General features: G+C 67.3%; 18 protein-coding genes and 1 tRNA gene. 14 read left to right on the top strand and 5 right to left on the bottom strand.

Going from position 1 to position 18,689, the window contains the following annotated elements; all coding sequences use genetic code 11:
- Window positions 1-66 precede the first annotated feature (66 nt).
- Together SPHME3_RS0106090 and SPHME3_RS0106095 are read right to left on the bottom strand one after the other, a co-directional pair.
- The gene (locus SPHME3_RS0106090) at window positions 67-423 is read right to left on the bottom strand and encodes a GntR family transcriptional regulator (protein WP_017980112.1); all 357 of its coding nucleotides are present in this window, start codon (window positions 421-423) and stop codon (window positions 67-69) included.
- A gap of 76 nt (window positions 424-499) precedes the next feature.
- Window positions 500-1,069, bottom strand: a complete 570-nt coding sequence (locus tag SPHME3_RS0106095) for a nitroreductase family protein (protein ID WP_017980111.1) — start codon at window positions 1,067-1,069, stop codon at window positions 500-502.
- Window positions 1,070-1,186: 117 nt separating this feature from the next.
- Between SPHME3_RS0106095 and SPHME3_RS0106100 the strand changes: the two genes are divergently transcribed.
- Entirely contained in the window at window positions 1,187-3,001 is a 1,815-nt protein-coding gene (locus SPHME3_RS0106100; protein WP_017980110.1) for a peptide MFS transporter, read from the top strand.
- Window positions 3,002-3,106: 105 nt separating this feature from the next.
- Here the strand turns inward: SPHME3_RS0106100 and SPHME3_RS0106105 are convergent, their stop codons facing one another.
- Window positions 3,107-4,357, bottom strand: coding sequence for a dicarboxylate/amino acid:cation symporter (locus SPHME3_RS0106105; protein ID WP_018250614.1), 1,251 nt, complete (start codon window positions 4,355-4,357; stop codon window positions 3,107-3,109).
- A gap of 58 nt (window positions 4,358-4,415) precedes the next feature.
- On the opposite strand from SPHME3_RS0106105, the gene glmM reads away from it, so the two are divergent.
- The 7 genes from glmM (at window position 4,416) to SPHME3_RS0106140 (ending at window position 11,672) form a co-directional block, all read left to right on the top strand.
- Window positions 4,416-5,756, top strand: a complete 1,341-nt coding sequence (glmM, locus tag SPHME3_RS0106110; RefSeq protein ID WP_018250615.1) for a phosphoglucosamine mutase — start codon at window positions 4,416-4,418, stop codon at window positions 5,754-5,756.
- Window positions 5,756-5,980: a DUF1272 domain-containing protein gene (locus SPHME3_RS0106115; RefSeq protein WP_017980107.1), complete on the top strand. Its 225-nt coding sequence runs from the start codon at window positions 5,756-5,758 to the stop codon at window positions 5,978-5,980. The genes glmM and SPHME3_RS0106115 overlap by 1 nt, the downstream gene beginning before the upstream one ends.
- A gap of 577 nt (window positions 5,981-6,557) precedes the next feature.
- A complete protein-coding gene (gene thiD / locus SPHME3_RS0106120) occupies window positions 6,558-7,325 on the top strand; it encodes a bifunctional hydroxymethylpyrimidine kinase/phosphomethylpyrimidine kinase (RefSeq protein ID WP_017980106.1) in 768 nt (255 codons plus the stop codon).
- A complete protein-coding gene (locus SPHME3_RS0106125) occupies window positions 7,326-7,994 on the top strand; it encodes a ribonuclease HII (protein WP_017980105.1) in 669 nt (222 codons plus the stop codon).
- A gap of 174 nt (window positions 7,995-8,168) precedes the next feature.
- Window positions 8,169-9,323, top strand: coding sequence for a site-specific DNA-methyltransferase (locus tag SPHME3_RS0106130; protein ID WP_017980104.1), 1,155 nt, complete (start codon window positions 8,169-8,171; stop codon window positions 9,321-9,323).
- 331 nt (window positions 9,324-9,654) lie between these two features.
- Complete coding sequence (folP, locus tag SPHME3_RS0106135) at window positions 9,655-10,710, top strand: dihydropteroate synthase (RefSeq protein WP_017980103.1); 1,056 nt, start codon at window positions 9,655-9,657, stop codon at window positions 10,708-10,710.
- 77 nt (window positions 10,711-10,787) lie between these two features.
- On the top strand, window positions 10,788-11,672 hold the full coding sequence (locus tag SPHME3_RS0106140; RefSeq protein WP_017980102.1) for a bestrophin family protein: 885 nt from the start codon (window positions 10,788-10,790) through the stop codon (window positions 11,670-11,672).
- Window positions 11,673-11,674: 2 nt separating this feature from the next.
- Here the strand turns inward: SPHME3_RS0106140 and SPHME3_RS0106145 are convergent, their stop codons facing one another.
- Both SPHME3_RS0106145 and SPHME3_RS0106150 read right to left on the bottom strand, forming a co-directional pair.
- Window positions 11,675-12,436: an SDR family NAD(P)-dependent oxidoreductase gene (locus SPHME3_RS0106145; protein WP_017980101.1), complete on the bottom strand. Its 762-nt coding sequence runs from the start codon at window positions 12,434-12,436 to the stop codon at window positions 11,675-11,677.
- Window positions 12,437-12,444: 8 nt separating this feature from the next.
- A complete protein-coding gene (locus tag SPHME3_RS0106150) occupies window positions 12,445-13,866 on the bottom strand; it encodes a sigma-54-dependent transcriptional regulator (RefSeq protein WP_017980100.1) in 1,422 nt (473 codons plus the stop codon).
- 154 nt (window positions 13,867-14,020) lie between these two features.
- Here SPHME3_RS0106150 and SPHME3_RS20645 point away from each other — a divergent pair, with 154 nt between their 5' ends.
- From SPHME3_RS20645 to SPHME3_RS0106180, 6 genes are all read left to right on the top strand, one after another.
- Window positions 14,021-14,146, top strand: coding sequence for an aa3-type cytochrome c oxidase subunit IV (locus SPHME3_RS20645; protein ID WP_017980099.1), 126 nt, complete (start codon window positions 14,021-14,023; stop codon window positions 14,144-14,146).
- A gap of 12 nt (window positions 14,147-14,158) precedes the next feature.
- Window positions 14,159-15,283, top strand: a complete 1,125-nt coding sequence (locus SPHME3_RS0106160; RefSeq protein ID WP_017980098.1) for an NAD(P) transhydrogenase subunit alpha — start codon at window positions 14,159-14,161, stop codon at window positions 15,281-15,283.
- Window positions 15,284-15,468: 185 nt separating this feature from the next.
- Window positions 15,469-15,768 carry an NAD(P) transhydrogenase subunit alpha gene (locus SPHME3_RS0106165; protein ID WP_017980097.1) on the top strand — a complete coding sequence of 100 codons (300 nt, stop codon included), beginning with the start codon at window positions 15,469-15,471 and terminating at the stop codon, window positions 15,766-15,768.
- Window positions 15,769-15,911: 143 nt separating this feature from the next.
- Window positions 15,912-17,420, top strand: a complete 1,509-nt coding sequence (locus tag SPHME3_RS0106170) for an NAD(P)(+) transhydrogenase (Re/Si-specific) subunit beta (protein WP_017980096.1) — start codon at window positions 15,912-15,914, stop codon at window positions 17,418-17,420.
- 109 nt (window positions 17,421-17,529) lie between these two features.
- On the top strand, window positions 17,530-18,543 hold the full coding sequence (locus SPHME3_RS0106175; protein WP_017980095.1) for a MarR family winged helix-turn-helix transcriptional regulator: 1,014 nt from the start codon (window positions 17,530-17,532) through the stop codon (window positions 18,541-18,543).
- 58 nt (window positions 18,544-18,601) lie between these two features.
- Window positions 18,602-18,677: transfer RNA gene (locus tag SPHME3_RS0106180), tRNA-Val, on the top strand.
- The last annotated feature ends 12 nt before the right edge of the window (window positions 18,678-18,689 follow it).

Here is an 18,689-nt window from a genome sequence, read left to right on the forward strand (position 1 = left end):
GATCGCTCGGTTATCATCCTTGTGTTGCTAAACGCTTAGGATCGCTGGTTTACCTGAAGCTTGCCGTTACACCCGTTCGGCGTTCAGCAGGTCTGCCGCATCCAGCCCCAGCAGGTCGATATAGCCCCGGATCCGCGGCCACTGATTTTCGATGAAGCTCGCGCGTTCCGCCGCGCGCAGCTTGTCCGCCGCGCCGGGCAGCACGAACATGCCGACGCCGCGCCGCACCTCGACATAGCCGTCGTCCTGAAAGCTCTGATACGCCTTGGCGACCGTCAGCGGGTTGGCGCCATGTTCGGCGGCGAAGGCGCGAACCGAGGGAAGCTGGTCACCCGTGCGGTAATCGCCGCGCAGGATCCCGGCGGCGATGGTGCCACGCAGCCGGATGTAGACCGGGCTGTCCTCGTTGCTGAGCGCTGTCATGGTTGTTTAATACACCAGTCGCGCGAAAGGTCCATCCCAAACCTTTCCGTCCGAACCTGCCTTAAAATCCGTGCAATCAGGGCCAGTGGCTAATCACGCGTGCCAGATCGGGACGGGGCCGTTCGTCGAGCGGCCGGCCGGGCGTACCGAGGAAGACGAAGCCCGCGATTCGTTCGTGCGGCCCGCCGAAGGCATCGCGCACCACGTCCGAAAAGGTCGGCCAGCCGGTCAGCCAGCCGCCCGCAAAGCCCATCGCGTGCGCGGCATGCAGCAGGTTCATCGTCGCCGCGCCCGCCGACAGCTCCTGCTCCCAGCGCGGGATATGGCTGGTCGTGCTGGGCGACGAGAGGACGACGACCAAAGCCGGCGCCTGATGCGCAAACTGCTCCAGCGATTCGATCTCGGTCCGCGCCGCCTGCGGGCGTTCGGCGCGATAGGCATCGGTGATCAGCGTCGCGAGCGCAGCGCGATCGTCGACGATGACGAAGCGCCAGGGGGCGAGTTTGCCATGGTCCGGCGTGCGTGCAGCGATGGCGATCATCTGCTCGAGCTGCTCGGGCGAGGGGCCCGGGGCGACTAGGTCGCGCGGCTTGCCGGAACGGCGCGTGGTCAGCAACGAAAGCGGCGTGGAGGTGTCGTTGAACATAGGCGCCGCCATAGCCGCGAGACGCCGATGTTTACAGTCGCGGCTTTGTCGTTACTCTTGATACCATTAACGACGATGCGTGCGCAGTGATGCGGCACAGTTCAGGGAGCGTAACGAATGGTGGACACCCCGACCGCGGACAACCGCGGCGAGCCTGACATCAGCCATATCAATCCGGCCGCCGAAAAGACCTGGTTCGGCCATCCCCGCCAGCTCGCGCGCCTGTTCACCACCGAAATGTGGGAACGCTTCGGCTATTACGGCATGCGCGCGCTGCTGACGCTCTATCTGACGCAGCATTTCCTGTTCGGCGACCGTGCAGCGACTGGCCTGTATGGCGGCTATACCGCGCTCGTGTACCTGACGCCGCTGGTCGGCGGCTATCTGGCGGACCAGTATTTGGGGTCCAAGCGCGCGGTGAAGTTCGGCGCGATCCTGATGGCGCTCGGCTATTTCACGCTCGCCTTCGGCGGCCAGCCCGCCAAGCCCTATGCGACGATCGACGGCCAGCGCTACGACGTCGCGGTCGCGCAGGTGAACGGCGTGGAGACGCGATACGTCATCGACGGCACGCAGAAGCTGGCGATCAAGGGCAATGACGACGGCAGCGTCGCGCTGCTCGGGCCCGACGGCCAGCCGCAGCGTACGATCGCCAAGGGTGGCTTCGCGTCGGATGGCGAGCGCAGCACCTTCTACACGACGCTGATGCTCATCGCCTTGTGCATGATCTCGGTCGGCAACGGCTTCTTCAAACCCAATATCTCGACCATGGTGGGTGAGCTGTACGCGCAGGGCGATCGCCGTCGCGACAGCGGCTTCACCATCTTCTACATGGGCATCAATCTCGGCTCGCTGCTCTCGCAATTCCTCTGCCCGCTGCTCGCGGTGGGTATTCCGGGCGTGTGGGCGGGGCTCGGCTGGTGGGCGGGCTTCGGCCTTGCCGCGCTCGGCATGCTGCTCTCGTGGATCCTCATCCAGTTCGATGGCGGCCGCCTGACCGGTTACGGCGAACAGCCCGCAGGCCAGCCCGCCAACCGCACGCTCGGCATCTATGCCGCGGCGCTGATCGGTATCCCCTTGTTCTACCTCCTGTTCGTCAACCTGATGAACAGCGCGGAATCGACCGCGGGTGCGGGTTCGATCGTCGCCTATGTCCTGGCGCTGCCGCTGATGGGCAAATTGCTGTTCGGCACCTTCATCATCGCCGTGCCCGGCATCCTGATCTGGAGCTTCGTGTCGGGCAGCCGCACCGAATTCCAGATGATGCTGGCGGCGATGGTGCTCATCACCTTCAACGTCGTGTTCTGGACGCTGTTCGAACAGGCCGGCTCCAGCCTCACCCTGTTCGCCGACCGCAACACCGACCTTCACATCTTCGGCTATCCGATCTCGGCCGGGCAGACGCAGACGTTCAACGCGCTGTTCATCGTGCTCTTCGCGCCGGTGATGGCGGCGATGTGGACCAAGCTTGCATCGCTGGGCCGCGAACCGTCGATTCCCGTCAAGTTCGGCATCGCGCTGATGGGCGTCGGCGCCGGATTCCTGTTCCTCGTCTTCGGCAGCCGCTTCGTCGGGCCGGATTTCAAGGTCGGCATCTGGTGGCTCGCAGGGCTGTACCTGATCCACAGCCTCGCCGAACTCTGCATCTCGCCGGTCGGCCTGTCGATGATCACCAAGCTGTCGATCGCGCGCATCGTCGGCCTGATGATGGGTGTGTGGTTCCTGTCGATCTCGGTCGCACAATATTTCGCCGGCATGATCGCGCAGGTCGCCAGCGTCGAAACCGTCGGCGGGCAGGTCACGAACCTGAAGGTCAGCCTTGATACCTACAACGGCGTCTTCACGCTCATCGCCGAATGGGCGATCGGCCTCGGTATCGTCCTGCTGCTGCTGTCCTGGCCGCTCAAAAAGTGGATGCACGGCGTGAAGTAGGCCCCACTTCCTCCTCTGCTTTCGCAGGGGAGGGGGACCGCCGCCGAAGGCGGTGGTGGAGGGGCGGTGCGCAGCACCGGCTTCGCCGGCCCCTCCACCACCCGGCTAGGCCGGGCGGTCCCCCTCCCCGCGAAGCGGGGAGGATTTCCCCACCACGCTCGTCACCGCGACGTCCATCGTCACATTCCCCACGGTCCGGAACAGGTCCGGCACCGTCTCCACCGCCACCAGCAACCCCAGCGCCTCGATCGGCACGCCCATCGCGAAGGCCACCGGCGCGACGCTCGCGAAGAAGCTGATCGTCCCCGGCAGCGACACCGACCCCATCGTGGTGATCGCCGCGGTCGCCACCCCCGCCGCCAGCTGCCCCGGCCCGATCGGCACCCCCAGCCAGTGCGCGACGTACAGCGCCACCGCCAGGTTCATCGCCGGGCTCGTCGCGCGAAAGATCGCCACCGCCACCGGCAGGACGATCCCCGCGGTCGCTGGCGCCACGCCGATCGCTTCCGATCCCTTCAGCATCGCCGGCAGCGACGCGAGCGAGCTTTGCGTGCTGATCGCGATCCCCTGCGCTGGCGCCACCGCCTTGGCGAAGGCGCGCACCGGCACGCCCCCGAACACCCGCGCCACGACATATCCGGCCAGCAGCACGATGAAGCCGATCGTCGACACCAAAACGATATAATGCACCAGCGCCCCGAACGCCGCCGCGCCCGTCCGCGCGCCGACGCCATAGGCAAGCGCGAAGATGCCGATCGGCGCCAGCTTCAACACCCAGCCGATGATCACCAGCATTGCGTCGGTGATGCTCTGGAACAGGTCGGTCAGCCGCTTGCGCGACTCCGCCTCCAGCCGCGTGATCGCAAAGGCGAAGGCGAGCGTGAACACCGTCAGCGGCAGGAACGCGTCGCCCGACGCCGCCGCCACGACATTGGTCGGCACGATCGTGTTGAAGAAATCGGCCAGCGTCGGCACCTTGCCCATCACCGGCGCCGCGGTCAGCGCGGCACGGAGCGCCTGCGACCACGCCTCCGGCAATGGCCAGGCATCCAGCAGCAGCGGCATCACCGCCGCCGACATCAGCGTCGTGCCCCACAGCACCACGACGAACAGCGCCACCGCGCGCCCCGCGATCCGCCCGGCGCGTGCCGCTTCGGCGGTCGCGGCGATCCCGGTCACCAGCAGCCCGACGATCAGCGGCACGATCACCATCTGCAAGCCATGCAGCCACGCCTCGCCGATCGGCTGGGTAACGGTCGTCACCGCCAGCGCGGCGTCGCGGTTCAGCGCGACCCCCAGGATACCGAGCGCGATGCCGGCGACGAGCGCCAGAAGGATACGGGTGGCTTGCGACATCGGGTTCCTTGGCGCATCGGGAAAACACGAAAACGCATAGCGGGACGGAAACCACGCGATGGCAAGGAAATACTTCGGCACCGACGGAATTCGCGGGCTGACCAACGCGGGCGCGATGACCGCGGCGATGGCGATGAAGGTCGGCATGGCGGCCGGCGCCTATTTCCAGCGCGGCGATCACAAGCATCGCGTGCTGATCGGCAAGGACACGCGCCTGTCGGGTTATATGCTGGAATCCGCGCTGGTGGCGGGCTTCACCAGCGCCGGCATGGACGTCATCATGGTCGGGCCGCTGCCGACGCCTGCGGTCGCGATGCTGACCCAGACGATGCGCGCGGACATCGGCGTGATGATCTCGGCTAGCCACAATCCCTTCGCCGACAATGGCATCAAGCTGTTCGGTCCCGACGGCTACAAATTGTCGGACGAAGCCGAACTGACGATCGAGGGCCTGATCGACAGCGAGGTGCCCCTGGCACCCGCCGCGCAGATCGGCCGCGCGCGCCGCATCGACGACGCGCAAGGGCGCTACATCCACTTCGCCAAGAACACTTTCCCCACCGACCTGCGCCTCGACGGCCTGCGCGTCGTGATCGATTGCGCCAACGGCGCCGCGTACAAGGTCGCGCCCTCCGCGCTGTGGGAGCTGGGCGCGGACATCATCGCGATCGGCGTCACCCCCAATGGCGTCAACATCAACAACGGCGTCGGCTCCACCGCGCCGCAGACACTGTCCGAAACCGTCGTCGCGTCGGGCGCCGACATCGGCATCGCGCTGGATGGTGACGCCGACCGCCTGATCGTTGTCGACGAACAGGGCAGGGTGGTCGACGGCGACCAGCTGATGGCGACGATCGCCGCCGGCTGGGCGCGCCGCGGCCGGCTCGCGGGCGGCGGCCTCGTCGCAACCGTTATGTCGAACCTCGGCCTCGAACGGCATCTCAAGGCGCAGGGCCTCGGTCTCGTCCGCACCGCGGTCGGCGACCGCTACGTGCTCGAAAAGATGCGCTCGTCGGGCTACAATGTCGGCGGCGAACAGTCGGGCCACATCATCCTGTCGGACTACGGTACCACCGGCGACGGACTCGTCGCCGCGCTACAAGTGCTCGCCGAGTTGAAGCGCGCCGGCGCGCCGGCCAGCGAAGTGCTGCACCGCTTCGAACCGCTGCCGCAATTGCTCAAGAACGTCCGCTTCGCCGGCGGCAAGCCGCTGGAAGCGCAGTCGGTCAAGGACACGATCGCCGCCGCCGAGGCCGAGCTCGCCGGCACCGGCCGCCTCGTCATCCGTCCATCGGGCACCGAACCGGTGATCCGCGTTATGGCGGAGGGCGACGACGCGCGCCAGGTCGAAACGCTCGTCGATCGCATCTGCGACGCCGTCCGACAGGCCGCCGCCTGATGCTGGAGATGCGCCCCGATTGCGAGCGCTGCGGCATGGACCTGCCCGCCGACGAACCCGGTGCGTTCATCTGCTCGATGGAATGCACTTTCTGCACCGAATGCGCCGACGCGATGGACGAACGCTGCCCCAATTGCAGTGGCGAACTCCTCGACCGCCCGACGCGGTTGGGGAAGGTGCTCAAGGCGAACCCCGCCGTCACCGAACGTCGCTTCCAGGGCTGATCCCGCCCCCTTCGTCATCCCGGCGAACGCCGGGATCCATGGACACGGCGCCACCAGCGTCGGCGCACCACCCCGACCTCCCCGCCACCATGGATCCCGGCGTCCGCCGGGATGACGAACAATTTTGGTTCGCGCGGAGACGCGGAGACGCGGAGGTGTTGCGTCTGGACTTGCGGCAGCTTTCACCAAAACGGTTCAACAACGGGCCCGGCCCACGAAACACGGCGCTCATCCCACGAGCGCAACCCTCCGCGTCTCCGCGTCTCCGCGCGAACCCAATCCCCATCGCCCCACGCACCGTCCATGGTTCACGCAAAGCCGCGAAGCCGCAAAGAGACCTCCCCCGCGGGCCCGCCGTCGATCGCGCGACAGCGTCACCACACACGCAACCCCTTGGCGTCTTCGCGTCTTCGCGCGAACCAAAACCGCTGTCCTACACGCCCCCAAATATGCCATGGCACACCACCATGGCTCACCCGACAAGCCACACCCCCGCCATCGTCATCGCAACGCCCCAGCACGGGGAGCGAGTCCGGACATTACGTACCGTCCACTTCGTCCACTTCCGGAAACAATCATGATCCCCCGCGTCCTCATCATCGCCGGATCCGATTCGGGCGGCGGCGCCGGTATCCAGGCGGATATCAAGACCGTCACGATGCTCGGCGGCCATGCGATGACCGCGATCACCGCGATCACCGCGCAGAATACGCGGGGCGTGCAGGCGGTGCATCCCGTCCCCGTCGACATGGTCGTCGCGCAGATGACGAGCGTCCTCGACGACCTCGGCGTCGACGCGGTGAAGATCGGCATGATCGGCTCCGCCGCGACCGTCCACGCCGTCGCCGATGTGCTGGAGGCGCTCGACGTCCCCATCGTCTTCGACCCCGTGATGATCGCGACCAGCGGTTCCGTCCTCGCCGATGCCGATACGATCGCGGCGTTCGAGCGGCTGATGGGCATCGCGTCGGTGGTGACGCCCAACATTCCCGAACTGGCGGCACTCGGCGGCGAAGCGGCGGTGCTGGCGCATGGCTGTCACGTCGTCGCCAAGGGCGGGCATGGTGACGGGGCGTCGGTGACGGACCGGCTGCTGTCGCCCGGCGGAGAAATCCGTCGGCTCATCGGCAAGCGCTTCGACACCGACGATACCCATGGCACGGGATGCACCTTGGCCAGCGCGCTGGCAGCGGGTCTCGCCAGCGGACTGGGAATCGAGGATGCGTTCGTACAGGCCGTCCGCTTCGTCCGCATTGCGATGATGCATGCACCGGGTCTCGGTGCCGGCCATGGCCCGCTTGGGCATGCGCTCGGGGTGGTGCCGTTTGACGAACTGGAAGGCTGAATGCCCGGACTGAAGCACGAAAAAGCCTGCCTGCCCCCCGTCGCCGGGGTGGACGAGGCGGGGCGGGGCCCGCTCGCCGGGCCGGTGGTCGCCGCCGCGGTGGTGCTGCCCGCCAAGGGCACGCCGCGCGGCATCGATGATTCGAAGAAGCTGTCGGCCACCGAACGCGCCCGCCTCTGCACGCTCATCCAGACGCGCGCCGTCTTCGGCATCGGCATCGTCGAGGCGGATGAGATCGATACGCTCAACATCTATTGGGCGACGATGAAGGCGATGACGCTGGCGGTCGATGCGCTGACGCTCAAGCTCGGCTGCGATCCCGGCCATGTGCTGGTCGACGGCAATCGCCTGCCGCGCTGGTCCTACCCGGCGACGGCGATCGTCAGCGGCGACGCGCAAAGCCTGTCGATCGCCGCCGCGTCGATCCTCGCCAAGGAAACGCGCGACGCGATCATGCTCGAACATGCCGCGGTCCACCCGCACTATCACTGGCATTCGAACAAGGGCTACGGCTGCAAGCACCATCTGGCGGCGCTGCTCGAACACGGGCCGACCCCGATTCACCGCCGCAGCTTCGCGCCCGTCGCGGCCGCCTACGCCCGAATCACGCCGGATGCGGCGGCGGGACCGCTGTTCACCGCCTCTGCCGCTAACCAATTTCATGGCTGAGTCTTTTGAGTCACACCCCCAGCGCTGGGGGACGCACGGAATCGCCGCTCCCATATCTTGCGGGGCCGAGACGTCGATCGGGCCGCTTAACGGGATGGCAAGCTTTATCGTTAACCACTCAAGGCTTGACGCGAGTCCACCATCTGACGCGAATAGAGGTCCAAGGGGGACGTAATGGCGGTTATCGAGAAGGTCAGGCAGCCGAAGGTTTCGGCGCGGACAGCGGCGCGCAAGGCGGCGCCGGTCGACACGCGCGTGCTGCCGCTCGACCAAATCGTCCGCGGCGATTGCATCGCGGCGATGCGCGCCATGCCCGACAAGTCGGTCGACATGATCTTCGCCGACCCGCCCTACAACCTCCAGCTCGGCGGCGAGCTGTTTCGTCCCGACGGCAGCCATGTCGATGCGGTGACCGACGATTGGGACAAGTTCGACACCTTCGCCGCTTATGACGCCTTCACGCGCGCCTGGCTCGCCGAGGCGCACCGCATCCTGAAGGACACCGGCTCGATCTGGGTGATCGGCAGCTATCACAACATCTTCCGCGTCGGCACCGCAGTGCAGGATCTGGGCTATTGGATCCTCAATGACATCGTGTGGCGCAAGGCCAACCCGATGCCCAATTTCCGCGGCACCCGCTTCACCAACGCGCATGAGACGTTGATCTGGGCGTCGAAGGGTGAGGGCGCGAAATACACCTTCAACTACCGCAGCATGAAGACCCTGAACGACGAGTTGCAGATGCGCTCCGACTGGGAATTCCCGATCTGCGGCGGGCAGGAACGCCTGAAGAAGGACGGGGTGAAGGTCCACCCGACCCAGAAGCCCGAGGCTTTGCTCTACCGCATTCTGCTCGCCTGCACGAAGCCGGGCGACGTCGTGGTCGATCCCTTCTTCGGCACCGGCACCACCGGCGCGGTCGCCAAGCGCCTGGGCCGCCACTGGATCGGCATCGAACGTGAGGGCGATTACATCGCCGCCGCCGAGGAACGCATCGCCGCCGCGCTGCCGCTCGATGAATCGGCACTGTCGACGATGCAGTCGCCGCGTCAGCAGCCCAAGGTCGCCTTCGGCGTCCTGGTCGAAAACGGCTACCTCCAACCCGGCGCGATCCTCACCGACACCAAGCGCCGCTTCCGCGTGACGGTCCGCGCCGACGGCAGCCTGCTGTCGGACTGCGGCGCCAGCGGCTCGATCCACAAGCTCGGCGCAACGCTCCAAGGCGCCCCCGCCTGCAATGGCTGGACCTTCTGGCAGCATGAAGCCGGCGGCAAGCTCCAGCCGATCGACACGCTGAGACAGACCTACCTGCTCGCGACGCAGCCGTAACGCCCCCTCGGCAAAGGGGGAGGAGCTGCCCACAGTGGGTAGGTGAGGGGCAGGTGCCCTTTCCCCCATCTCCCCGTCACCCCGGACTTGTTCCGGGGTCCACTCCGCGGCGAGGGGGACGGTTTGAGCCTCTTGCCGTTCCCCCGCGGCTCGGTGGACCCCGGACCAAGTCCGGGGTGACGGGGGGGACGACGGCCGCCACCAAACTCCTCCCCCACCAGGGGGAGGTGGCACCGCAAAGCGGTGACGGAGGGGGCGGCAAGCGACGCCCCCCGTTGCCGACACCCGACCGCCTCTTGCCTTGTCGGCCCACAGCAAGGACACGGGAACGATGACCCTCCACCTTCGCCCAGTCCAGTTCGTCGACACCCCCGTCACCCAGGCGGACGGCACCGTCGCCCGCCTCGCCGGCGGCCTGCAATGGTTCGCGGCTTATGAGGTGATCGAGAACGGCGCCAAGCGCACCGTCCCGGTTGCCGATATCGCCACCCTCGGCGATCGCGCCCAGACGCTCCATGCCGCGATCACCGCGCCGCGCCCCCCGCTCGTCCTCGGCGACCGCACGCTCCGCCTCGATCAGCCGCTCGTCGCCGGCATCCTCAACGTCACTCCGGACAGCTTCTCCGACGGCGGCCAGCACAGCGCCGACCCCGCCGCCGCCGCCGCGGCCGGCGTCGACATGGCCGCCGCCGGTGCCGCGCTGATCGACCTCGGCGGCGAATCCACCCGGCCCGGCGCCGCGCAGGTCTGGGAAGGCGACGAGATCGCCCGCATCCAGCCGGTCGTCGAACGCCTCGCCCGCAGCGGCACGCTCGTCTCGATCGACACCCGCAAGGCCGCGGTGATGGAAGCCGCGCTCGCCGCTGGTGCGCAGATCGTCAACGACGTCTCCGCTTTGCTTTGGGACGATCGTGCGCTCGCCGTCGTGGCGCAGGCCGGTTGCCCCGTCGTTCTGATGCACTCGCCCGACCCAAAGGAGGGTGGCCACGCCCGCACCGGCTATCGCGACGTGCTGACCGAGGTATTCGACTGGCTCGACGCGCGGATCGCCGCGGTGACGGCCGCCGGCATCGACCGGTCGCGCATCCTCGTCGATCCCGGCATCGGCTTCGGCAAGACGCTGTCGGAAAATCTCGCCCTCCTCAACGGCCTCGCGCTGTTCCACGGTATCGGCTGCCCGATCATGCTCGGTGCCAGTCGCAAGCGGATGATCGGCGCGCTCGACAACGAAGCCCCGGTGGCGGCGCGCCTGGGCGGCAGTCTCACGCTCGCGCTGAAAGGCGCTGAGGCCGGCGTGCAACTCCTGCGCGTTCATGACGTTTCCGCAACGGTTCAGGCGCTGCGCGTGTGGCGCGGCCTGCGTGACCGGGCTCTCGTGGGTGGCTGAACCGTAAAATAGTGTTGCGGTGCAGCATAGCGCGCGGATGTGCGTTATGGCCGCTCCGTCATCATTCGTGAGGTTCCATGATCGTCGCATCCTCCCCTCGACTGAACCGTATCATCGCCGAGGTCTGGAAGCCGCTGACGCTCCTGTTCGTCTGGGACGTCATCGTCACGGTCACCTATTACGTCCTGCCGTTCAAGGCGCCGTCGCTGCCGTTGACGCTGTTCGGCTCGGTGCTGGCGCTGTTCCTGGGCACGCGCGCTAATTCGGCCTATGCGCGCTGGTGGGAAGGGCGTTCGCTGTGGGGGCTGATGATCAACGCCTCGCGCAACATCAGCCGCGAAGCGCGCAACTTCCTGCCGGCCGAAGAGGCGCATGATCTGCGCCGCACGATCGTGCTGCGCCAGATTGCCTATGTGAATGCGCTACGCTGCCAGCTGCGCAAGCAGCCCGTCGACGAACAGGTGCTGAAATATCTGTCGCGCGGCGAGGCGGAGCCGGCGCTCGCCCGCACCAACATCGCCAACGGCCTGCTCGACGGCACCGGCCGCCGTATCGACGATGCGCGCCGCGCCGGGCTGATCGATACGATCCAGCAGACGCGGATGGAATCGACCCTGGTCGACATCGCCAATTCGCAAGGGGGGATGGAGCGGCTCAAGAATACGCCGCTGCCGAACCAGTTCCGTTTCTTCCCGACGCTGTTCACCCACGTCTTCTGCATCCTGCTGCCGATCGGCCTCGTCGAGACCTTGGGCTTCGCGACGCCGCTGGGGTCGACGGTGGCGGGGCTGATGTTCCTCGCGGTGCTCGCGATCGGTGACGATCTGGTCGATCCGTTCGCCAATACGGTTCACGATCTGCCGCTGACCGCGATGTGCCGGACGATCGAGATCGATCTGCTCCAGTCGATCGGTGACGAGGCACCCCCGCCGCTGACCCCGGTCAAGGGCGTGCTCTGGTAAGGCTATAGCGTGTAGCCGCCGTCGCTTAGCAGGCAGCTGCCGGTGACGAGCGCGGCGGCGTCGGACAGCAGGAAGCCGATCTGTGCGGCAATCTCCTCCGCCTTGGCATAGCGGCCCAGCGGCGTGGCCATCGCCGCCATTTCCGCAAAGGCAGCGTCACGGCCGATCGCGGCGACCCGGTTCGCGAACATCGGGATGGCATCCCACACCGGGGTTTCGACCCCGGCCGGGGCGATGGCGTTGACGCGGATGCGCCGCGCCGCGGCTTCCTTGGCGGCGACCTTCACCAGATGGATCAGCGCCGCCTTCGACGCACCATAGGCGGCGACGCCCGCCTCCGCCTTGATCCCCGCTGCCGATGCGGTCGCGACAATCGCGCCGCCGTCCGCCATCGCCCGCAATGCCGCGCGCAGCGTCAGGAACGCGCCATCCAGATTCACCGACAGGATGCGTCGCCATTCGGCGAAGTCGAGGTCGGCGATGACGCCCGCACCGGCCACCCCGGCATTCACCACCGCACCGTCGATACCGGCAAGATAGGGTGCCGCGGTGTCCCAGAACGCCTCGTCCGCAACGTCGCCGGGCAGCAGGTCCAGCGTGCACGGCAGGTCGATCGCGGCCAGCGCCGCCGCATCGCGGTCGACCAGCACCAGCCGGCGCGCGCCCTCGGCGGCGAGATGTTGCGCGGTGGCGAGGCCGATGCCCGATGCGGCACCGGTGACGAGGATGTGACGGTTCGCGAAGCGGCTCATGCCGTCCCGCATAGCAGGATCTACGCCGCGGCGTTATCGATCCCCAGCTCGCCGAGCTTGCGATACAAGGTTGATCGCCCGATCCCCAGCCGCCGTGCGACTTCGGTCATCCGCCCGCGATAATGGCCGATGGCGAGCCGGATCACGTCCGCCTCGATATCCTCCAGCGGGCGCAGATTGCCGTCGGGCCGGAACAGCGTCACCCCGCCGCCCGACAGCGTCGCGGTGCCCGCGCTCCCCGGCCGGCGATTGCCCAGCGAGGCGATCTGCGGGAAATCCGCCCGCGTCAGCGCCGCGCCCTCGCACAGCACCGCGGCGCGGAAGAGCGCGTTCTGCAACTGGCGGACGTTGCCCGGCCAATCATATTGCACCAGCAGCGCCAGCGCATCGTCGGTGATCCCCAGCGGCCTTAGCCCCGGCTGCTGCGCGATCCGCGCCAGCAGGTGTCGCGCCAGCGCCGGCACGTCGGCCAGCCGTTCGCGCAACGGCGGGATCGTCACCTGCACCACGTTGAGCCGGTAATAGAGGTCCTCGCGGAAGCGCCCGGCGGCAACCTCGTCGAGCAGCGTCTTGTTGGTCGCGGCGATCACGCGCACGTCCACCTGCCGCGCATGACGCGCGCCGATCGGCTGGATCTCGCCCGATTGCAGCACGCGCAGCAGCTTCACCTGCGCCTCGAGCGGCATTTCGCCGACTTCGTCGAGCAGGATGGTGCCGCCGTCGGCATCCGCGAACTTGCCGATCTTGCGCTCGAACGCGCCGGTGAACGCGCCCTTTTCATGCCCGAACAATTCGGATTCGACGAGGTTCGCCGGGATCGCCCCGCAATTGACGGTGACCATCGGTTTCTTGGATCGCGGCGAGGCGGCATGAATCGCATCGGCGACCACTTCCTTGCCGACGCCGCTTTCGCCCTCCACCAGCACCGGCACACGCGCCCGCGCCGCCTTGGCGGCGATGGCGAGCGCGGCGCGGAAATCGGGCGAGGAGCCGACGATCTCGTCGAACGCCAGCAGCGCCGGAATCTTTTCGGTCAGCGGGCGCAATTCCCCCGCCGCCGTGCCCGCCACGGCCGCCTCCAGCGCGGCGAGCAGGCGTTCGGGCGCCAGCGGCTTCACCAGGAAATCGGTCGCGCCAGCGCGCATTGCCGCGACGGCATGCGCGACCGATCCGTTGGCGGTCAGCATCAGGATCGGCAAAGCCGGGCGTCGTTCGCGCAGCTCGGCGATCAGCGGGCCGGCATCGGCATCGGGCGCCCAATGGTCGAGCAGGATTGCGTCCAGCTGCATCCCGTCCTGCGTGCCGAGCTGTGCCAGCGCCATCTCGCCATCAGCGGCGAAGATCGATCGCCAGCCGGCACGCGCGGCCAGCGCCGACACCAATCGCCGCTGCGCAGGTTCGTCGTCGATCAGCAGAAGCAGCCGCTGCCCGTTGCGCGTCATAAGGTTTTCCGTCCCGGTTCGGGGCAAGCGATACACACCCGGAGTAAAGGCGGGCTTAAGCCGGTGCAGGCGTACCTTGCCTTGACGCCCATGGCGCTTTGCGGGCAGTGATCGTGCAACAGGGGCGAAGGCGCCACAGGCAAACAGGGGTTGGATGATGGCCGGCAACGGTGACATGAAGGCGCATGTGGCGACCTATTCGAGCGTCACGAAGATGCTGTTCTGGGGCGCCATCGCCTGTGCGGTGATCGCCGCGCTGGTGATCTGGCTGATCGCCTGAGCGCCCGCCGACATGAAGATCGCCGTCCTTAAGGAACATGTTGACGGCGAGCGGCGCGTTGCCGCCACGCCGGAAACCGCCAAGAAATTCATCGCTCTGGGTGCGACCGTCGCGGTGGAAACCGGCGCCGGTGCCGCCGCCCGTTATGCCGATCAGGCCTATGCCGATGTCGGCGCCAGCGTCGCCGACCGCGCGAGCACGCTCGCCGGCGCGGACATCATCCTCGGCGTGCAGGGCCCCGATCCCGCCGGTCTGACGGGCGCTGCGGCCGGCGCGTGGATCGTCGCCGGCCTCAACCCCTTCGGGGACCGTGCGCGAATCGACGCTTATGCCGCCGCCGGCTACGAAGCGCTGGCGATGGAATTCATGCCGCGCATCACCCGCGCGCAGTCGATGGACATATTGTCGTCGCAGTCGAACCTCGCGGGATACAAAGCGGTGCTCGACGCCGCGGCCGAATATGGCCGAGCCTTCCCGATGATGATGACCGCGGCCGGTACGGTGAGCGCCGCCAAGGTGTTCGTGATGGGCGTCGGCGTCGCCGGCTTGCAGGCGATCGCCACCGCGCGGCGCCTCGGCGCGCAAGTCTCCGCCACCGACGTGCGCTCCGCCACCAAGGAACAGATCCAGAGCCTCGGCGCCAAGCCGATCTTCGTCGAGAATGTGAAGGGCATCGAAGGCGAAGGCGCCGGCGGCTATGCCGGCGAGATGAGCGACGACTATAAGGCGGCGCAGGCCGAGCTCGTGTCGTCGCATATCGCCAAGCAGGATATCGTCATCACCACGGCGCTGATCCCCGGCCGCCCGGCGCCACGCCTGATCAGCGATGCGCAGGTCGCCAGCATGCGCCCTGGTAGCGTCATCGTCGACCTCGCCGTCGAACAGGGCGGCAATGTCGAAGGCGCGGTGGTGGGCGAGATCGTCGAGCGCCACGGCGTGACGATCGTCGGGCATCGCAACGTCGCGGGCCGTCTGCCCGCCGACGCGTCGGCGTTGTTCAGCCGCAACCTCTACAACTTCCTCTCGACCTTCTGGGACAAGGAGACCGGCCGCCCGGTGCTCGACGCCGAGATCGGCGATGCCGTCCGTTTGACCAAAGACGGGCAGGTGGTGAACGCCCGGCTGCTCGGCGCATGAGGGGGGCTGTCCTACACGCGGTGAAACAGCCTAGTCTTGCGGCTATGAACCGCGAATCGTGCCTCCGTTCCATCACGACGAACCGTTCGGGTTCGCGGTATGGCAAACAGGGGGATACCGTTTCGCTCACTTTGTCCACTTTGGAAGCGCCGGTACGCCGCGCCGAAACGGTCGGGAGCTGAATCATGGACTTCGTCGCGATCCTCTCGATTTTCGTGCTGGCCTGCTTTGTTGGATATTATGTCGTCTGGTCGGTCACGCCGGCGCTCCACACGCCGCTGATGGCGGTGACCAACGCCATCTCCAGCGTCATCATCGTCGGCGCCCTGATCGCCGGTGCGGCGGCGGGCAGCGCCTCGTCGAAATGGCTGGGGCTCTTGGGCGTGGTGCTGGCCAGCATCAATATCTTCGGCGGCTTCGCGGTCACCAGCCGCATGCTCGCCATGTACAAGAAGAAGGACCGGCCGGCGCCGGTCAAACACTAGGCAATTCGTCACCCCGGCCTTGGGGTCCCATCAAAGTATTACTTTGATGGGGTCCGTGAGCCGGGGTCCCGCTTATTCTGACGGCGGGACAAGACAGCGGGACCCCGGCTCAAGGCCGGGGTGACGAAGGGGGATACGGGGACATGGAACACGCAACCGCCGGCAGCTCGTTCGCGGCGCTCGCCTATTTGATCGCCGGGGTGTGCTTCATCCTCGCCTTGCGCGGCCTGTCGTCGCCGACGTCCAGCCAGCGCGGCAACCGCTTCGGCATGATCGGCATGACCATCGCCGTGGTCACGACGCTGGTGACGCATGTGCCGATCGACCAGTTGCTCGTGACCGGCGCGACGCCGACCTATGATTACACGGCGATCCTCAGCCGCGTCGATTACGTCACGATGCTCGAAATCCTCGCCGCCATCGGCATCGGCGCGGTCATCGGCATTACCACCGCGCGCCGTATCGCGATGACCGCGATGCCGCAGCTCGTCGCCGCCTTCCACAGCCTCGTCGGCTTGGCCGCCGTGCTCGTCGCCTGCGCCGCCTTCCTCAACCCCATCGCCTTCGGCATCGCCGACATGGTGATCCCGATGATCGGCCAGCCCTTTGCCGTCATCCATGGCGTCAGCCGCGTCGAGATGGGCCTTGGCGTCGCGATCGGTGCGATCACCTTTTCAGGCAGCGTCATTGCCTTCCTGAAATTGAACGGCAACATGGGCGGCAAGCCCATCCTGCTGCCTGGCCGCCACGCCATCAACCTCGCCGTGTTGGCCGCGATCCTGCTGCTCGTCGCCTATTTCACGCAGGACCAGAGCCCCTGGATCTTCTGGACGATCACGATCCTCAGCTTCGCGATCGGCTTCCTGCTCATCATCCCGATCGGCGGCGCGGATATGCCCGTCGTCGTCAGCATGCTCAACAGCTATTCGGGCTGGGCGGCCGCGGCGATGGGCTTCACGCTCCACAACAGCGCGATGATCATCACCGGTGCGCTGGTCGGCTCGTCGGGCGCGATCCTCAGCTACATCATGTGCCGCGCGATGAACCGCAGCTTCATCAGCGTCATCGCCGGCGGCTTTGGCGCTGAGGCCGCGGCGGGCGGCGGCGGCGACAAGGTCGATCGCCCGTGGAAGCGTGGCTCGGCGGAAGACGCCGCCTTCCTGATGAGCCAGGCCGAACAGGTCGTCATCGTGCCTGGCTACGGCATGGCGGTCGCGCAGGCACAGCACGTGCTTCGCGAAATGGCCGACAAGCTGAAGGAGCATGGCGTCCGCGTGAAATACGCGATCCACCCCGTCGCGGGCCGCATGCCGGGCCATATGAACGTGCTGCTGGCCGAAGCGAACGTGCCCTATGACGAGGTGTTCGAACTGGAGGACATCAACTCCGAATTCGCGCAGACCGACGTCGCCTTCGTCATCGGTGCCAACGACGTCACCAACCCGGCGGCCAAAACGGACAAATCCTCGCCGATCTACGGCATGCCGGTGCTCGACGTCGAAAAGGCGAAGACCGTGCTGTTCATCAAGCGCTCGATGGGCGGCGTCGGCTATGCCGGGGTCGATAACGACGTGTTCTACATGGACAATACCATGATGCTGCTCGCCGACGCGAAGAAGATGGTGGAGGAGATCGTCAAGGCGCTCGACTGATGGCGGCGGGTGTCTCCATTTTGGATGTAATTGGCATTTGCGTGCCATTTACCTCGGAAATGGAGGTGACTGACCGCGATCCCGTCCCCGGCCCGCGTATCGTGCCGCCATGGGGAAGGCGACGTTTACCGAATGGGCGGGGCAGGGCGGTGCCGGCTGCTACAGACACCGCGGCCGCGCGATGCTGCTGATCGCCGACAGCGACATGGGCGATGCCGCCGACGCGGCGATCGCTGCCGCCGGGGGGCGCCCGATGCGGCGCATCGCCTGGGCCGAGGTGGAGGCGGGCCTCGCCGCCGTCGTCGCCGCGCCCGTTGTGCTGGCGGAGGCGGGCGGCGTGGCGCCCGAACGGCTGGAACAGGCGCTGCCCACGCTCTGCCGCTTCCTCGACACCATGGAGACGCGCGGCGTCGTCACCTTCGGGCCGGGCCAGATCGATCTCGTCGCCCGCCATTTGATGGATGCCCCCGTCGAATTGCTCTGCGACGCCACCATTCCGCAGCGCGCGCTGGCGTTGGCTCAGGCGGCACTGCCCCGGGCGCTGATGCTGAACGACAGCATGCCCGACCGGGTCGAGGACGATCGCCACGCCTACAGCCCGCAGGGCGCCGAGTCCGACGACCAGCACATCCGACGGATGGCCGAAGGGATCGCGCAAATCTCACGCATCACCGCCGGCCTCCTCTCCCATACCGCGCCGGCGGAGGCTGGCCCGGGCACCCGCGACCTCGCCGATCGCCGCCGCAGCTTCGCCAGCGAGCCTGCGCCCGGCGGTCAGGTCGTCACGCCGCAGGAGGTGCGCCGCGTCATCCAGTTGCGCCAGTCCCGCAGCCGCTTCTTCGGCCAGTTCATCGGCGAGGGGCTGTTCGAGGACCCGGCGTGGGACATGCTGCTCGACCTGTTCGCCGCCGAGCTCGAGGGCAATCGCGTCAGCGTGTCCAGCCTGTGTATCGCCGCCGGTGTCGCGCCGACCACCGCGCTGCGCTGGATCGCCCGCATGACCGACATGGGCCTGTTCGTCCGCCACCCCGATCCCGTCGACCGCCGCCGCGCCTTCATGACCCTGTCTCCTCGGGCCAGCGAGGCGATGCGCGCCTATCTGGTGGCGGCGCGGAAGGCGTGAGTGCGCTTCCCTCTTGCGGTTCCGCTCCGGCTTTGGCAGGGCGGACATCCCCGAGAGGGGGCGCTTAGCTCAGTTGGTAGAGCATCTCGTTTACACCGAGAGGGTCGGCGGTTCGAGCCCGTCAGCGCCCACCATCCCCCCGATGA

It is taken from the genome of Sphingomonas melonis DAPP-PG 224, from assembly GCF_000379045.1.
Classification (GTDB): Bacteria; Pseudomonadota; Alphaproteobacteria; order Sphingomonadales; family Sphingomonadaceae; genus Sphingomonas; species Sphingomonas aquatilis.

Coding starts and splice junctions, on each gene's coding strand:
- SPHME3_RS0106105 (WP_018250614.1), bottom strand. CDS start 4,357: ATGTCGCAAGCCACCCGTATCCTTCTGGCGCTCGTCGCCGGCATCGCG.
- SPHME3_RS0106140 (WP_017980102.1), top strand. CDS start 10,788: ATGATCGTCGCATCCTCCCCTCGACTGAACCGTATCATCGCCGAGGTC.
- SPHME3_RS0106130 (WP_017980104.1), top strand. CDS start 8,169: ATGGCGGTTATCGAGAAGGTCAGGCAGCCGAAGGTTTCGGCGCGGACA.
- SPHME3_RS0106165 (WP_017980097.1), top strand. CDS start 15,469: ATGGACTTCGTCGCGATCCTCTCGATTTTCGTGCTGGCCTGCTTTGTT.
- thiD (WP_017980106.1), top strand. CDS start 6,558: ATGATCCCCCGCGTCCTCATCATCGCCGGATCCGATTCGGGCGGCGGC.
- SPHME3_RS0106150 (WP_017980100.1), bottom strand. CDS start 13,866: ATGACGCGCAACGGGCAGCGGCTGCTTCTGCTGATCGACGACGAACCT.
- glmM (WP_018250615.1), top strand. CDS start 4,416: ATGGCAAGGAAATACTTCGGCACCGACGGAATTCGCGGGCTGACCAAC.
- SPHME3_RS0106115 (WP_017980107.1), top strand. CDS start 5,756: ATGCTGGAGATGCGCCCCGATTGCGAGCGCTGCGGCATGGACCTGCCC.
- SPHME3_RS0106145 (WP_017980101.1), bottom strand. CDS start 12,436: ATGCGGGACGGCATGAGCCGCTTCGCGAACCGTCACATCCTCGTCACC.
- SPHME3_RS0106095 (WP_017980111.1), bottom strand. CDS start 1,069: ATGTTCAACGACACCTCCACGCCGCTTTCGTTGCTGACCACGCGCCGT.
- SPHME3_RS0106175 (WP_017980095.1), top strand. CDS start 17,530: ATGGGGAAGGCGACGTTTACCGAATGGGCGGGGCAGGGCGGTGCCGGC.
- SPHME3_RS20645 (WP_017980099.1), top strand. CDS start 14,021: ATGATGGCCGGCAACGGTGACATGAAGGCGCATGTGGCGACCTATTCG.
- SPHME3_RS0106125 (WP_017980105.1), top strand. CDS start 7,326: ATGCCCGGACTGAAGCACGAAAAAGCCTGCCTGCCCCCCGTCGCCGGG.
- folP (WP_017980103.1), top strand. CDS start 9,655: ATGACCCTCCACCTTCGCCCAGTCCAGTTCGTCGACACCCCCGTCACC.
- SPHME3_RS0106090 (WP_017980112.1), bottom strand. CDS start 423: ATGACAGCGCTCAGCAACGAGGACAGCCCGGTCTACATCCGGCTGCGT.
- SPHME3_RS0106170 (WP_017980096.1), top strand. CDS start 15,912: ATGGAACACGCAACCGCCGGCAGCTCGTTCGCGGCGCTCGCCTATTTG.
- SPHME3_RS0106160 (WP_017980098.1), top strand. CDS start 14,159: ATGAAGATCGCCGTCCTTAAGGAACATGTTGACGGCGAGCGGCGCGTT.
- SPHME3_RS0106100 (WP_017980110.1), top strand. CDS start 1,187: ATGGTGGACACCCCGACCGCGGACAACCGCGGCGAGCCTGACATCAGC.